We start from the raw sequence: 14,714 nt of genomic DNA on the forward strand, positions 1-14,714 counted from the left end.
TAGTGCGTGCGTCAGTGCCCCGGTACGTACCCGCGCTGCTTGTCGACCACATTGGTCAGCGTCTTCCCGGCCTCCCATCGCTCGTACAACTCGACGAACTGCGTGCTGAGTTCATCGCGCCAGCCCACCGTGTCACCGCTCATGTGCGGGGAGACGACGAGCCCGGGCGCGTCCCACAAGGGGCTGTCGGACGGGAGCGGTTCATGCTCGAACACGTCCAGCGCGGCACCCGCGATCCACCGTTTCGACAACGCCTGGGCGAGCGCGACCTCGTCGACGAGCTGTCCCCGCCCGACGTTGATGAAACGCGCCGAGGGCTGCATGACACCGAAGCGGCGGGTGTCGAACATGCGGTGGGTGTCGGCGGTGAGGGGAGCGGCGGATATCACCCAATCGGCCCGCGCCATCAGCCGGTTGAGGTCGTCGGGCCCATGGATACCGGTACGAGGAGTACGCCCGACGATGGCGGTGGTGATGCCAAGTGCCTTGAGATACTGGGCAATCGCGCGCCCGATGGGCCCGGACCCGACAACACAGGCCTTGGTCCCGGCGACCCGCTGGGACTCCCGATGCCGCCACTCGTGCCGCCGCTGGAGGTCGAGCGTCCGGGGCAGATCCTTGGCCATGGCGAGGACGAGGGCGGCGACGTACTCGGCGATGGGCTGGTCGAAGATGCCCCGCGCGTTGGTCACCACGGTGTCGGACGCGGCGAGTTCGGCGCACATCAGGTGGTCGACACCGGCGCTCGCGGTGTGCACCCAGCGCGGCCGCGCCCCCTCGCCCGGCCAGGCGGCCCGTACGGCGTGCGAGGTGAAGTCCCAGACCAACAGGACGTCGGCGTACGGGAGTTGCCCGCCAAGAGTCGTCTCGTCGGCGTGCACGATCCGGGCCCGCCCGGTGAGCCTGCCGAGGCGGGGCGGCGGGTCGGCGTCGAGGACGAGGAGGGTGGTGGGCGCGGGCATGGTGAGCCGTTTCCGATCGGGGGACGCTGGGGGGGAGGGGGCCGGACGTCTGACATGCGCGGATTGACCACGCTCGCACCCGAACCTACCTTCGTCAACACGGATGTGTGTACGGTCCGTTGCCCCGTCGTTCCTCACTGTGAGGCCGGTGCCTGTCATGGATGTGTCGTTTCTCGGTGGACCACGCCCGCAGCGCGGCGTAGGTGTGGTGGCCCCCTTCGACTTCGCCCTGGACCGCGAGCTGTGGCGCTGGGTCCCCGACGAGGTGTCCCTCCACCTCACCCGCACCCCGTACGTCCCCGTGGAGGTCAGCCTCGACCTGGCCCGACTGGTCAGCGAGCACGAGACACTCGGCGACGCGGTACGCACCCTCAACGTCATCGCACCCGAGATCGTCGCCTACGCCTGCACGTCCGGCAGTTTCGTCGGCGGTGTCGCGGGCGAGCGGGCGATGTGCGAGGCGATGACCAGGGCGGGCGAGGTGGCGTCGGTGACGACGTCGGGCGCACTGCTGGAGGCCTTGACGGAACTCTCGGTACGCCGAGTAGCCCTCGTCACCCCCTACACGGTGTCGGTGACGCGGTCCCTGGAGGAGTACGTGGCCGAGGCGGGCGTCACGGTCACGGGCTGCGCGTTCATGGGCCTGACGCGGCACATCTGGAAGGTCCCGTACCGGGCGGTGGCGGACATGGCGAGGAGGGCGGTGGAAGAGGGCCGCCGAGGCCGCCCGGAAGCACTGTTCATCAGCTGCACGAACCTCCCCACGTACGACGTCATCGCACAGCTGGAGGCGGAACTGCGCATCCCGGTGATCTCGGCCAACCAGGTCACGATGTGGGCAGCGCTGCGTCGACTGGGTACCCGGGCGGTGGGGCCGTACCAGGCGCTGCTGGACGAGGCGGCACGCGCATGGCCCCAGGAACAGCAGGAGCACCAGGAACACCAGGAACGGGAAGGTTGGACATGACGGCACTCGGATTCCTGTACCCGGGCCACTCCGCCGAGGACGACTACCAGCGCATGGAACACCTGCTCGGCAGCGACATCCGGCTGGACGTGATCCACACGGACATCGGCGAGGACGCGCACCGCGTGGACGCCCTCCTGGAGATGGGCTCGCCGGACCGCCTCGCGGCGGGCGTGGAGGAGCTGCGGCTGTGCGGGGCGGAGGCGGTGGTGTGGGCGTGCACCAGCGGCAGCTTCGTGTACGGCTGGGAGGGCGCCCACGACCAGGTGCGCGACCTCGCCCGCGCCGCGGGCATGCCGGCCTCCTCGACGTCCTTCGCCTTCGTGCACGCGGTGCGGGAGCTGGGGGTACGGAGGGTGGCGATCGGGGCGACGTACCCGGCGGACGTGGCGGAACTGTTCGCGGAGTTTCTGGGGGCGGCGGGGGTGGAGGTGACGGGGGTCAGGGGCGCCGGGATCGTCACGGCGGCGGAGGTGGGTGAGTGGACCGAGGAGGACGTACGAGCCCTGGCACAGGAGTCGGACGCCCCGGAGGCGGAGGCACTCCTCTTGCCGGACACGGCCCTGCACACGGTGTCGCACATAGAGAAACTGGAGAGTCAGTTGGAGAAGCCAGTCCTAACGGCAAACCAGGTAACGGTCTGGGAGGCCCTGAGGCTGACAACCCGCAAGGTGAACGCCCCGTCCCTGGGCACCCTGTTCACAAAGCAACCACTGACACAGGCATAACCAGGATTCGCCCCCGCCGCCCCTACCCGTTCCCATCCCTGGGGGCTGCGCCCCCAGACCCCCCTTTCGGCCTGAACGGCCTCGTCCTCAAACGCCGGACGGGCTGAAATACCTGGACCTGGGCTGAAAGATCAAGCCCGGCCGGCACCACTCAGCCCGTCCGGCGTTTGAGGACGAGCGCGTTCAGCGCGATACGGGGGTTCGGGGGCAGCGCCCCCGAGGATGGGACGGGTAGGGGCGGCGGGGGCGAGAAACATCCCCGGGAATAAAACGGAGCCTCCCTCCTGTTCTCGTCCGGAGGACAGCGCACGGCATCGAAACAGCAGCAGGAGGCCCCACCGTGACCGCAGACGCGACCACAGACGAGATCCGAGGCACCACACAGGGCACCGCCCCCACCCCCCTCTCCGTCCTGGACCTGGTCACAGTCGGCTCCGGCCACACCGCCACCCAAGCCCTCCAGACCAGCGTCGCCCTCTCCCGCCTCACGGAATCCCGCGGCTTCCACCGCTACTGGGTGGCAGAGCACCACTCCATGCCCGGCGTAGCCTCCTCCTCACCCGCCGTGATCCTCGCCCACCTCGCCGCCCACACCCACCGCATCCGCCTGGGCTCCGGCGGAGTCATGCTCCCCAACCACGCCCCCCTGGTCATCGCGGAACAGTTCGGCACCCTCGAAGCGATGGCCCCGAACCGCATCGACCTGGGCCTCGGCCGAGCCCCGGGCACGGACGGAGCGACCGCAGCCGCCCTCCGCCGCACGGACCTCCCCCACTCTCAACTTCGTTCGAGCGGGGGGACCCCCATTCACTCGGGCGCCGACGACTTCCCCCAGCAACTGGCGGAGCTGACCCGCTTCCTCGACGACGACTTCCCGTCCGGACACCCCTACCACCGCATCCACGCGATCCCGGGCCCGATCCAGTCGACAACCCCGGGCGGAGTCCAGTCGCCCCACCGCCCGCCCATCTGGCTGCTCGGCTCCTCCGGCTTCAGCGCCCGCCTGGCCGGCGTCCTGGGCCTCCCCTTCGCCTTCGCGCACCACTTCTCCGCGCAGAACACCGTCCCGGCCCTGGACCTCTACCGCGAGTCCTTCCAGCCCTCCGCGGTCCTCGACGCCCCGTACGCCCTCATCGGCGTCTCCACCCTCGCGACGGACGACGAGAACGAGGCCCGCCGCCAAGTCCTGGCGATGGGCCTCAACATGGCGCGTCTGCGCTCCGGCCGGCCGGGCCTGTTCCCGACCCCGGAGGAGGCGGAGGCCTACGAATTCAGCCCGATGGAACGGGAGTTCATCAACTCCTGGATGACGAACATCATCCACGGCACGGCGGACGAGGTCCGCACAGGCCTGGACGACCTCCAGAAGCGCACGGGGGCGGACGAGTTGATGCTGACGGCCCACGCCCACCGGGGCGACCTGCGCCTGCGCTCGTACGAACTGATCGCGGACGCGTACGGACTGCCGACGGCCTGATGGATTCGTGTGTGTGAGTGAGTGGGGGGAATGCAGTCGACGAAGTGACTGCCGACGGCCAACTCACCCCTGCCGACAGGCACTTCCCCCCATCAGCACCGAAATCCGATCCGCCCCCACAGGACGCGAATAGAGCCACCCCTGCCCCGTGTCGCACCCGATACGCCGCAACCGAGCCGCCTGCGCCGCCGTCTCCACGCACTCGGCGGTGACCGTCAGCCCCAGCCGGTGCGCGAGCTGGATCATCGCCTCGACGACGATCTCGTCGGCCGGATTCGGCGCGACGCCCTCACCCTCGTACATGAACCCGCGGACGAAGGAACCGTCCAGTTTCAGTACTGACACGGGCAGTCGGCTGAGGTAGGCCAGGTTCGAGTACCCCGTGCCGAAGTCGTCGATCGCGATGCCCACACCCATGTCACTGAGTGCCTGGAGTGCCTGGAGGGGCCGCCCGGCGGAGCCCATGACCGCCGATTCCGTCAGCTCCAGCTGGAGCAGCTGCGCGGGCAGGCCAGTCTCCGCGAGGATCTCCGCCACGTCCGCGACGAGATCCGAGTCCCAGACCTGACGTACCGCCACGTTCACGCTCACGAAGATCGGCGGCTCGTCCGGGCGTTCGAGCTGCCAGCGGCGGGCCTGACGGCAGGCCGTGGCGAGGACCCAGCGCCCCAGCTGCACGATCGAACCGTCCTCCTCGGCCAGCCCGATGAAGCGATTCGGCGTCAGTGTGCCGAACTGGGGGTGGTGCCAGCGCACCAGCGCCTCGACACCGTGCACCCGGCCGTCCTCCATGCCCACCAACGGCTGGTAGTCCAGGGCGAATTCACCCCGCTCGATGGCCGGCCGGAGGGTGGAGGACAGGGCCTGGCGGGTCATGCGGTGGGCGTTGCGTTCGGGGTCGAAGAGCGTCCAGCGGGACTTGCCGTCGGCCTTCGCCCAGTACAGGGTCGTGTCCGCGGCCTGCATCAGGCCCGTGGGGGTCGTGCCCGCCGCATGCCGTTCCACGACACCGATCGAGGCGGATACGGACACCCGCTGACCGGCGAGGTCGAAGGGCAGCTGGAGTGCCTTCAGCACCGACTCGGCCAGGTCCGCGAGTTGGTCGGTGCCCGTCGAGTCCTCGACGAGCAGCGCGAACTCGTCGCCGCCCAGTCTCGCCACCAGCGGCGCGACGGCTCCCGGGTTCCCCCGGGCGAGACCCGCCTCCTCCGCGCAGCGCGTGAGGCGTTCGGCCACGGCGGCGAGCAGCCGGTCGCCGACACGATGGCCGAGAGTGTCGTTGACGGCCTTGAAACCGTCGAGGTCCAGGTAGCACAGACCGATCCGGCCCGTCCCGCTCTGCTCGTACGACTCCGCCTCCAGCGCCGCCGACAGCCGCTCGAAGAACAGCGCGCGGTTGGGCAGCCGGGTCACCGGATCGTGCATCTGCAAGTGCCGCAGCCGCGCCTGGAGTTCACGGCGCGCGCTGATGTCGGCGACGGACAGCAGGACACCCTGGCCTCCGTACGCCCGAGTCCCCAGCGCCCCCTCGGGCCCCTCCGCGGGCAGCGGCGCGACCGTGACCTGGGCCCAGAGGGAGTGCCCGTCGGGGTGCTTGAGACGGCGCGTGCAGCGCAGTCGTGCCTGTCGGCCGCGCAGGACCTCGCGGTACGCGTGCCACGCCCGTGTGTCGGACGCCAGGTCCACCAGATCGGCGGCGACCCGCCCGGCCAGCGCTTCCGGGGCGATGCCCAGCAGCGTGCCCAGCGACTCGTTCGCCTCCACGATCAGGCCCTCGCGGTTCACCACGGCCATCGCCAGCGGCGCCGCCGCGAACGCCGCACGCAGCAGGTTCGTACCCCCGGCCACGCGGGAGGATGACGTAGAGGACGTGGTGAAGTTACTCAGTGTGACGGCCGGCCGGACGAGTTCTACCGCGGGCGCCGGCCCTTCGGACGTTCCGCTCACCGCTCGCTCCCGCAGTGCACTCGGTCTTCATATGGATCCCGTCGGGCGGCCGACCGGGCGGCAAACCGCCGCCCTGGCCAGGTCCGTGCAGGAAAGTGTCAGGGAAGTGCCAGGAAAGTGTGCCGATCATAGAGGCTGGCCCCAAGCCCTTCCAGCCACTGTCCAGTGTCCATGAACGACCGCCGGTTCTGACAGATCGTTTCTGCCCGCGCCTGGACGGGTTCCTTCGCCCTCGATCGGTTGTGACGTTCCGTGAGTGTTTCGGGGTGTCGCTCCACAACGGGTGAGTCCTCACATGCTTGTCAGCATGCCCGGTCGACCCCTGTTCGACGCCCAATCACCCTTCTGGTGCAGACAAACAGGGCATATAAACACAAGATCACACAGGCTGGGTTGCGGTGTCCCCGAACCGCAACCGGAGGTCTGCGTGCTGCGTCAGCTCCCCCTCAAGGGGCTCACCCGTGACGCCCTGACGGGACTCAAGGGGCTCGCGTGCGACGGACCGCGCCCCCGACTGCGCAGCACCGCCGCCGTCCTCACCACCATGACGGCCCTCGCCGCCACGTCCCTCATCGCGGACCCCTCGGTCGCCGAACCCTTCTCGGCGCAGCCCTGCGCCCTGCAACGCACCGACGCCCACCACTCGGAGGGCCTGGACACCTGGAACGCGGCCTATCCGCGCCCCTCCCGCCCCCTCGACGCCGTGATGGTGTTCCTCTCCTTCCCGGACGCGCGCCCGCGCACCACCCCCGCCGAACTGGCCGCCGACCACTTCCCGGCCACCAGCGACTTCTTCGACCGCGCCTCGTACGGCCGATTCACGCTGCGCCCGCACCCGCTCCAGCGCTGGCTCCGCATGCCGAAACCGTCCACCGCGTACGCCATACAGCGGGACTGGAGCGCCGCCCACCGTGCCGCCTATCTGCGCGACGCGCTCGCCACCGCCGACCGTGAGGTCGACTTCTCGGGCTACGACATCGTCTACTTCGTGGCCGACCCGGACGCGCCCGGCGTCGACTCCGACGCGACGAAGGTCGTCAACCTGGACGTCCCGCTGCGGGCCGACGGCACGGACATCCGCCGCGTCGTCACCGTCTTCGAGAACCACCCGCCGGACCGGCTCGTCCTCGCCCACGAGACCGGCCATGTCTTCGACCTGCCCGACCTCTACCACCGGCCCATGGACGGCAAGGGCGACTGGGACACGTACGTCGGCGACTGGGACCTGATGGGCAGCCAGTTCGGACTGGCGCCGGATCTGTTCGCCTGGCACAAATGGAAACTCGGGTGGCTGGAACCGCGCCAGGTGGCGTGCGTACGCGGGGGAGGTTCGACCCGCCTGACCCTGGAAACGCTGGGAGCCCATCCGGCCACGACCGCGTACGCGAACGCGGGTGGCGAAGGGGGCGTGGCGGGCTCGCCGGTCTTCGGGCAGGGGGACGGGGTGAAGCTGGCCGTCGTGCGGACCGGGGTCGACCGGGCGCTCGCCTTCGAGGCCCGGGGGACGACGGGCAACGACAGCGCGACGTGCACACAGGGTGTGCTCGTCTACCGGGTGCAGAGTGGTGCCGAGTCGGGCGGCGGCCCGGTCGAGGTGGTCGACGCCCATCCACGCACCGAGGCCTGCTGGGAGGACTCGGTCTACCCGCCCCTCGCGGACGCACCCGTCGCCCTCGGCGAGAGCTTCACGGTGCCGGGCGAGAACGTCCGCGTGGAGGTGGAGGGCCGTACGCCGTCGGGGGCGTGGACGGTGGAGATCACGTCCGGCTGAGCCGAGCGGCAGCGAAAGGGCCACGGAAACCGGAGTGGTTCGTCTCAACATCGAAGGCCCCCCGCTTTCGCAGGGGGCCTTCGATCGTCTGTGCGCCGCCAGGGACTCGAACCCCGGACCCGCTGATGCTGTGTCATCCGGGGGATAACCCCCGGACCCCCAGCCGCCCTGCTGGACCCCCAGCCGTCCCGGTGCGCCGGAGCAGCTGGTCTCAACATCGAAGGCCCCCCGCTTTCGCAGGGGGCCTTCGATCGTCTGTGCGCCGCCAGGGACTCGAACCCCGGACCCGCTGATTAAGAGTCAGCTGCTCTAACCAACTGAGCTAGCGGCGCCTGCTGACGTCGTAGACCTTAGCACCCTGATCGGCGGGAGGAAAAATCGATATCCGCAGGCCACCGGAGACGGCGGCACGGGCCGCTCGTACGGCCGCCCAGAGCAGGATCTCCGGGCCGGGAAGCCAGGGACGGCAGGTGTCGGGGGCTACGACCTAGCGGGATTCGGGGCGGGGCTCCGCCTCGGCTCCGTCGTTCGCGAGCGCGGGGACGGTCACCGCGTCGCCGCGGCCGTGGCAGAGGAGCGGCGGGACAGAGTGCCGACGCCCGGTACCGGGGTCGTCGTCATCACCGCACTCGCCGGCGGAGCCCCACTCCTCCCACCGTAGAAGTGAGGGCAGTCGCTGGGCGGTCCCCAGGGCCGCGAACAGGAGGATCCGGCCCCGGTAGGCGGCCACCGGCCCTGAGCCGGGCCCCTCGCCCCAGAGGCGGTCGAGCATCCTCCGGCCGAAGACGGCGGGCGCGTTGACGACGTCGAACGCGGTGCCGCAGGGCAGGACGAGCGGGGCGGTGGGCCGCTCGGCCCAGAGCGAGAGCGTGCTGCGCGGATACGTTCCTGCGGAGGCGAGCCAGGCGGCGCCCTCCGAGGTGACTCCCGAGACGTCGGAATAAGTGCTGCTCATGACGTCTAGATCTACCGGCAGTGAGCGCACGATCTCCGAGGGTTGCCGGAAACCGGGACAGGACGGGGCGAGCTGGAGTACCTTGCCCTACTGAATATGCCGCACGGACTTTCGAGACGGGGCCGGTCCGAGCCGGTACGAGAGTGTCCGACCAGGTCAGAGGTCAGACCGGGTCGACGTGACCGTGACCGTGGCCCCCGCCACTGCTGCCTCCGCCACTCGCGTTCTCCCCGCCGCCGCGCAGCAGCTCACGGCCGTACTCGACCATCTTCTTCGCGTAGTCCTCGGTCCACTCGGCGCGCTCCGCGATGTCGGCGGTCGTCAGCCGGTCGAAGCGGCGCGGGTCGGCGAGCTGGGCCGCCGCCATCGCCTGGTACTCGACCGCGCGGTCGGTCGCGGCGCGGAACGCCTGGGTCAGCTCCGTGGCGCGGGTCAGCAGCGCGCGGGGGTCGTCGATCGACTCCAGGTCGAAGAAGTGCTCCGGGTCGTCGGCCACTTGCGTGGGCTCGAAGAGCAGGGGCGCGGGGCGTAGCCGCGGTTCGTTGCGACGCGGCGTGGGCTCCGCCATGTCTTCTCCTCCTCGTACGGTTCCGCACCGTTCGTACGTACCGCTCACGCACCAGCGCGTGTACGGCACACGGTCGACAGGCCCCGCCGGTCGAGCCGGGCCACCGTCCATTGTCCCCCGCCCGCGCAAGTGGGCCACGGCTCCACCCGACAGGGCACCTGACCTGCGGCTAGGGCTGCCAGGGCACCCGGTGCTCGGCGAGATGCGACAGCACCGCGTGGTTGGCCTCCCAGCCGTCCGGGAACTTCACCGTCACCCCCAGCTGTACCGGTTCCGTCGACGGATGGTCGTCCAGGAGATCGGTCACGCCCGCCCGGCACACCACCACGCACGCGTGCCGGTGTCTGGAGGCCAGGACGCAGAGGCGGCCCGTCTCCAGGTGGAAGGCGGTGGCGTCGGGGCGACCGGAGAGGGGGTGCAGGACGACCGTCACGTCGAACTCCCGGCCCTGGAGCCGGTTCGCCGTGTCGACGGTGACGTCCGCGACGCCCAGTTCGGCGAGCGCCGCCCGGACCGCCGCCGCCTGGTCCCGGTGTGCGGTGCCGACCGCGATCCGGTCGGCGGTCAGGGGCGTCGGGTCCGGCCCGCGTTCCGAGGTGGCCGCGCCGCCCCGGTCCAGCATGCGGCGTACGACCATGGCGACCGCGCGTACCGCCTCCGGGTCCGTACGAGGGGTGTGCCGGGCGGGGAGTTCCAGCAGGCCCCAGCCCGTTTCGGCGGCCTCGTCCAGGACCCGGTCCGGGCCCGAGCCGTCCGACGGGACAGCGAAGGCGAGCCGCCGGTCGCCGTGGCCGGTGCCGCTGCGGAACGGGGTGTACGGGTAGAACGCGGCCGAGACGAGCGGCGCCGCCGAGGCCGGGAGCCGCCAGGACACCGGCAGACGGTGCTGGGGCAGTTCGGGGTTGTGGGCCAGGAGGGTCGTGACCGCCGAGGCCGACGGGTCGTACGACAGACCGGCCCACTGCTCGCTGCCGACGATCGCGAACGGGTCCAGCTGACCCGGGTCACCCACGAACAGCGCCCGCTCGAACAGTCCCGCGACGGCGAGCAGCGCGTCCGAGCGCATCTGGTACGCCTCGTCCACGATCGCGTGCCGCCACGGCTCGTCGACCTTGACGTGGGCCCATTTGGCGGCCGTCGAGATGACCACGTCCAGGCCCGCCAGCTCGGCCGCCTTCGCGGACTTCCGTACGTTCGGCAGGTCGTCCAGCGCCTTGTCGTACGGGTCGGCGGCACTGCTGTGCAGACGCCCCACCGGCAGCTCGGGGTTCTTCTCGGCGAGCCGGACGACGAGGTCGTCGACCTGGGCGTTGGTCTGCGCGATGACCATCAACGGCCGCCCGGCCTCGGCCAGTTCGAGCGCCGCCCGGACCACGAGCGTCGACTTCCCGGCCCCGGGCGGCGAGTCGACGACGACCCCGCGGTGGGTGCCGTGCAGCGTGTCGCGCAGGATCGCGTCGGTGGCCCGGCCGGCGGCGGCCCCGGGGTCGAAGACGGCCTGCGGGGTGTGAGCGGCGTTCACAGCACATCCTCTTCGGTCACCGGGTCGGCCTCCGGCACCGTGGCCGTCGCCTGCTCGCCCGGGGGCCCGCCATGCGTCCACGGCGTCTGGTCCGCGTCCGGGAGTTTCGCTCCGCCCCGCTGTTCGTGCTCGAACAGGGTGAAGCAGACGAGGTCGCCCTTCTCCGGGACCGACCCCGCCTCCGGTTCCTTGCCCCGGCCCATCTTGTCGACCACCCGCAGGACGATCACCGAACCCTCCGCTCCCGGACCGTCCTCAGGGCCGTCCTCGTGGCGCACGAACTCCGCCGCCTGTGGCTTGCCGCCCAGCGAGCGGTACACCTTCGCGCGCTCCCCGAGCTGCGGGCGGTCGTCCGTGCGGACGGTGACGAGCGGGCGCGGACTCGGGCGCTTGCCCTCGCTGTACGTCATGACGACATCGATGACCTCGCCCGCGAACGCCTCCCCGGACAGCCGCCGCCCCGCCATCACCAGCGGGTCGTCCAAGGCCTCCTGGGCCTCCAGACGGGCCTGTTCGCGCTCGCGCGTGGCGAGCTTGTTCGCCGCCGTCACCGCGTCGTCGCGGCGCGGCTGCGGGGGCTCGCCCGCGGTGACCCGGTCGCGGTGGCCGGTGAACGACCAGCGGTCGCGTGTCCACCGGTCGGCCGCGTGGGCGCCCTCCGGCAGGGCCCGCAGCAGGTCGAGGCCGTGCCACACCGCGTCCCAGGTGGGCCGCGTACGGCTCTCGACGAGGGCGTGCAACTCCCGCTCGGCGGCGGTGAGTTCAACGAGCCGGTCGTCCGCCGACTCGCCGTCCTCGGCGGCGGCGTGTGCCGTCCGCGCGCGGTTGAAGCGCTCGATCGCGGGGGCCAGCAGCTTGTTGTCGAACGCCGGGTCCGTCGCCGGACCGGCCGGCGGGCACAGCAGCTGCCCCTTCGCGTCGCGCGCCAACTCGGCCCGCAGCGCGGCCTCGGCACCCGACTCCCCGTCCGGCGGGTCGATCCAGGCGAGCAGCGCGCCCAGATGCTGGTCCTCCAGCGTGGACTGCCCGGTGGCCCAGTGCCGCGACAGCACGTCCGTCAGCGCCAGGAGCAGGGCGGAACCGGGGACCCTGGCCCGCTCCCCGTAGTGCGTGAACCAACGGCCGAGCAACGGCACCCGGGGCGGGGCGGGATGCGGTGTCTCCGGGTCCTGTTCCGCCGTACGACGGAAGCGCATCGAGCGCCCCAGCAGCCGGACGAAGTCGATGCCGGCGCGGCTCGGGACGATCAACTGGGGTGCGTCCGCGCACAGTTCGACCTCGACCTTGACCCGCTTGCCGGTCTCCGGGTCGGTCTCGTTGCGCTCGGCGGCCTCCACGGCGTCGGCGTAGGAGTCGATGAACGGCAGGACCACGTCCGCCAGTTCGGCGAGGAACGCGAACCTGAGGTCGCGGTCGCGCGGCTGCGGTACGACGAGCAGACGCGGCGCGTTCCGGTCGTCGCCGACCAGCGCGCCCAGCGGGGCCCCGGCCTCACCGGCGGTGGTCAGCGGTACGAGGACCAGGGGCCGCTCGGACAGATGCCGGTGCCGGACGGTGGCGACGGGCTGGGCGCGGCCCGTGCTGACGGCTTCGAGGCGGGCGAGGGTGGTGATCAGCGACATACGGCTCCCTCCGGGGAGGGCAGCTCCGGAGAGGGCAGGGACACGCTCGGGGTGTTCAGCGCCTCCGCGCGCAGGGCCGCCGCTCTGCGCAGCGCGGCCACCGTCGGGTCCGACGGATCCCCGGAGTGGCCGTGGGCCGCCGCCAGGACGTCGTCGACCGTGGTCAGGGCGCCCAGTTCGGCCCGTACGGAACGGCCCAGGGACGTCACCGCGCCCCCCGCGCGGGAGCGGTCCCGGCAGTGGAAGGCCAGCTCGCACGCGGACAGGCACTCCGGCGCGTACTCCGCGGGGACCGACTCGACCGCGGCCGTCAGTTCGGCGGTGGGCAGGTCCGGGGCGAAGCAGGTGCCCTCGGGGAGGGTGTCGGCGATGTCCTCGATCCGGGTCAGCCGGGACAACTGGCGGCCGGTCACCGCGCGCTGCTTGCGGACGTCGACCGCGGATGCGGCGGGGAGGTTGGAGAAGTCCTTGGGACAGACCAGCAGCACGCGGTGGTTGACGGTCGGCGCCGGGGCGGTGCCGTCCTGGGTGAGCCGGGCGGCGACCTCCTCCAGCGCCAGCACGTACACCGCGGCCTGGCGGGCCGCCGCGCCGACCTTCGCCGGGTCCGCCGAACCGTCCAGCATCGGGAAGGACTTGATCTCCACGACCGTCCAGCCGCCGTCCGGGTGCACGACCACCGCGTCCGGCTCCAGGAAGGCGGGTGAGCCCGCGACGTCCAGGGCGAGCATGGGGTGGTCGAGAAGCGTCCAGCCGGCCGCGCCGCTCTCGCTCCTCGCCAGGTGGGCGTCCCGCAGAGCCAGTGCCGTCCGCGCGGTGCGGCCCTCCGGGCCGGTCGCCGTGAGGTCGGGGACCTCGGCCTCCGTCGGCGCCACGGCACCCGGGTCCAGCTTCTCGTGCACCAGCCGGAGCAGTTCCGCGCCGCCGTCGGCCTTCACCCGGGCCTCGAAGGTGTTGCCGCGTGCCAGCGCGAACTGGGACTGCCCGAAGCCGGACGGTGAGCCCAGCGCGCTCGCCAGCGTCGCCTTGTTCACCCCCGCGCCGTCCAGGATCGCGCGCCGCTTGCACCCGGGGTTGGCGGCGAGGGCCGCGAGGGCACGCGCGTCCAGTGCCTTCGCCGGTACGTCCGGACCGCGCAGCTCAGCGAGCCGCTGCCGCAGCGCCGTCCCCGGCGTCCGCGGAAGCGGCACCGGGCTCGGCCCCTGGGCCGAAGACGGACTCGCGCTGCCTTGGAATTCGCTCACGCGGGGCAGTCTGGCATCCACCACTGACAATTGAGGTCCCTGCGCCGCGAGAGCGCGCTGAGCCGGGCGCGACACGAGCCGTGATCCGTACCGTGATCCACACCTTCGCCCGGTCCGCGTTCCGCATGACGTACGGGGCGAGAAGCAGCCCGACGCCCATCACGGCGGCGCCCGCGACGGCGTCGAGGAGGTAGTGGTTGGCGGTGCCCATCACCACGATCGTGGTGATCAGCGGGTACGCGACACCCAGGACCTTGGTGGTGCGCGTACCGCCGTACCGCCACAGCATCACTCCGCACCACAGGGACCAGCCGACGTGCAGGCTCGGCATCGCCGCGTACTGGTTCGTCATGCTGCCGAGCCCCCGCGGGGCGCTGGCCTGGCCGCCCCACCAGCCCCACGAGCTGTACTGGGCCATCGTGTCCACGAAGCCGTGACCGGGATCGAGGAGCCGGGGCGGGCAGGTGGGGAGCAGGGTGAAGCCGATCAGCCCGATGAAGGTCGAGGTCATCAGCCAGGTGCGGGCCGCCCGGTAGCGGACGGCGCGGGACCGGAAGAGCCAGACCAGGATGGCGGGGGTGACGATGTAGTGCAGCGACGCGTACCAGAAGTCGGCGGGTATGCCGATCCAGGGTTCGCGGGTGAACAGGCGGTTGAGCGGGTGCTCGGCGTTGAGCCAGAGGTCCTTCTCGAACCTGAGGATGGCCAGGCCGTGCTCGACGGCGGTCGACTCGTTGCCCTTCACCAGCAGGCGTCCGGCGGAGTAGCACGCGTAGACCAGCAGGATCAGTGGCAGCTCGGTCCACCAGCGGAGCCGGGTGGGAGTGACGCTCCCCGTCGATGCAGTATCGGTCCGCGGCATCCGATCTCTCTCCCACTCTCTGTCCCCGTCGAGCTGCGCCTCCGGTCGTCGGTGGCCTGCGGTTCGTCCGATTTTACGGTGTACGTGAA

The 14,714-nt window shown here is 71.4% G+C and carries 11 protein-coding genes, 1 tRNA gene and 1 pseudogene; 4 read left to right on the forward strand and 9 right to left on the reverse strand.

Features of this window, described 5'->3' with window-relative positions:
* Positions 1-11: 11 nt before the first annotated feature.
* Positions 12-962, reverse strand: a complete 951-nt coding sequence (locus tag OG787_RS30900; RefSeq protein ID WP_405537259.1) for a D-2-hydroxyacid dehydrogenase — start codon at positions 960-962, stop codon at positions 12-14.
* 157 nt (positions 963-1,119) lie between these two features.
* Here OG787_RS30900 and OG787_RS30905 point away from each other — a divergent pair, with 157 nt between their 5' ends.
* From OG787_RS30905 to OG787_RS30915, 3 genes are all read left to right on the forward strand, one after another.
* Positions 1,120-1,929, forward strand: a complete 810-nt coding sequence (locus OG787_RS30905) for a decarboxylase (RefSeq protein WP_369037600.1) — start codon at positions 1,120-1,122, stop codon at positions 1,927-1,929.
* The gene (locus tag OG787_RS30910) at positions 1,926-2,657 is read left to right on the forward strand and encodes a decarboxylase (RefSeq protein WP_405537260.1); all 732 of its coding nucleotides are present in this window, start codon (positions 1,926-1,928) and stop codon (positions 2,655-2,657) included. Before OG787_RS30905 ends, OG787_RS30910 begins: the two co-directional genes overlap by 4 nt.
* A gap of 340 nt (positions 2,658-2,997) precedes the next feature.
* Complete coding sequence (locus OG787_RS30915; RefSeq protein ID WP_405537262.1) at positions 2,998-4,134, forward strand: LLM class flavin-dependent oxidoreductase; 1,137 nt, start codon at positions 2,998-3,000, stop codon at positions 4,132-4,134.
* A gap of 63 nt (positions 4,135-4,197) precedes the next feature.
* Here the strand turns inward: OG787_RS30915 and OG787_RS30920 are convergent, their stop codons facing one another.
* The gene (locus tag OG787_RS30920; RefSeq protein ID WP_405537263.1) at positions 4,198-6,081 is read right to left on the reverse strand and encodes a putative bifunctional diguanylate cyclase/phosphodiesterase; all 1,884 of its coding nucleotides are present in this window, start codon (positions 6,079-6,081) and stop codon (positions 4,198-4,200) included.
* A gap of 427 nt (positions 6,082-6,508) precedes the next feature.
* On the opposite strand from OG787_RS30920, the gene OG787_RS30925 reads away from it, so the two are divergent.
* Positions 6,509-7,852: a M6 family metalloprotease domain-containing protein gene (locus tag OG787_RS30925; RefSeq protein WP_405537265.1), complete on the forward strand. Its 1,344-nt coding sequence runs from the start codon at positions 6,509-6,511 to the stop codon at positions 7,850-7,852.
* Positions 7,853-8,110: 258 nt separating this feature from the next.
* Here the strand turns inward: OG787_RS30925 and OG787_RS30930 are convergent.
* From OG787_RS30930 to OG787_RS30960, 7 genes and pseudogenes are all read right to left on the reverse strand, one after another.
* A tRNA-Lys gene (locus tag OG787_RS30930) sits at positions 8,111-8,184 on the reverse strand.
* Positions 8,175-8,807: pseudogene (locus tag OG787_RS30935) on the reverse strand (hypothetical protein). The gene OG787_RS30930 and the pseudogene OG787_RS30935 overlap by 10 nt, the downstream one beginning before the upstream one ends.
* 163 nt (positions 8,808-8,970) lie before the next feature.
* Positions 8,971-9,375, reverse strand: a complete 405-nt coding sequence (locus tag OG787_RS30940) for a hypothetical protein (RefSeq protein ID WP_369037327.1) — start codon at positions 9,373-9,375, stop codon at positions 8,971-8,973.
* A 169-nt stretch (positions 9,376-9,544) separates the two neighbouring features.
* Positions 9,545-10,897, reverse strand: coding sequence for an AAA domain-containing protein (locus OG787_RS30945; protein ID WP_405537266.1), 1,353 nt, complete (start codon positions 10,895-10,897; stop codon positions 9,545-9,547).
* Positions 10,894-12,519: a hypothetical protein gene (locus OG787_RS30950; protein ID WP_405537268.1), complete on the reverse strand. Its 1,626-nt coding sequence runs from the start codon at positions 12,517-12,519 to the stop codon at positions 10,894-10,896. Before OG787_RS30950 ends, OG787_RS30945 begins: the two co-directional genes overlap by 4 nt.
* Entirely contained in the window at positions 12,510-13,709 is a 1,200-nt protein-coding gene (locus OG787_RS30955; protein WP_405537269.1) for a hypothetical protein, read from the reverse strand. The genes OG787_RS30950 and OG787_RS30955 overlap by 10 nt, the downstream gene beginning before the upstream one ends.
* Positions 13,660-14,625, reverse strand: coding sequence for a phosphatase PAP2 family protein (locus OG787_RS30960; RefSeq protein WP_369037331.1), 966 nt, complete (start codon positions 14,623-14,625; stop codon positions 13,660-13,662). Before OG787_RS30960 ends, OG787_RS30955 begins: the two co-directional genes overlap by 50 nt.
* Between the last annotated feature and the right edge of the window lie 89 nt (positions 14,626-14,714).

The organism is Streptomyces sp. NBC_00075 (assembly GCF_045041225.1).
GTDB lineage: Bacteria > Actinomycetota > Actinomycetes > Streptomycetales > Streptomycetaceae > Streptomyces > Streptomyces adonidis.

Coding starts and splice junctions, on each gene's coding strand:
- OG787_RS30960 (WP_369037331.1), bottom strand. CDS start 14,625: ATGCCGCGGACCGATACTGCATCGACGGGGAGCGTCACTCCCACCCGG.
- OG787_RS30905 (WP_369037600.1), top strand. CDS start 1,120: ATGGATGTGTCGTTTCTCGGTGGACCACGCCCGCAGCGCGGCGTAGGT.
- OG787_RS30900 (WP_405537259.1), bottom strand. CDS start 962: ATGCCCGCGCCCACCACCCTCCTCGTCCTCGACGCCGACCCGCCGCCC.
- OG787_RS30910 (WP_405537260.1), top strand. CDS start 1,926: ATGACGGCACTCGGATTCCTGTACCCGGGCCACTCCGCCGAGGACGAC.
- OG787_RS30940 (WP_369037327.1), bottom strand. CDS start 9,375: ATGGCGGAGCCCACGCCGCGTCGCAACGAACCGCGGCTACGCCCCGCG.
- OG787_RS30950 (WP_405537268.1), bottom strand. CDS start 12,519: ATGTCGCTGATCACCACCCTCGCCCGCCTCGAAGCCGTCAGCACGGGC.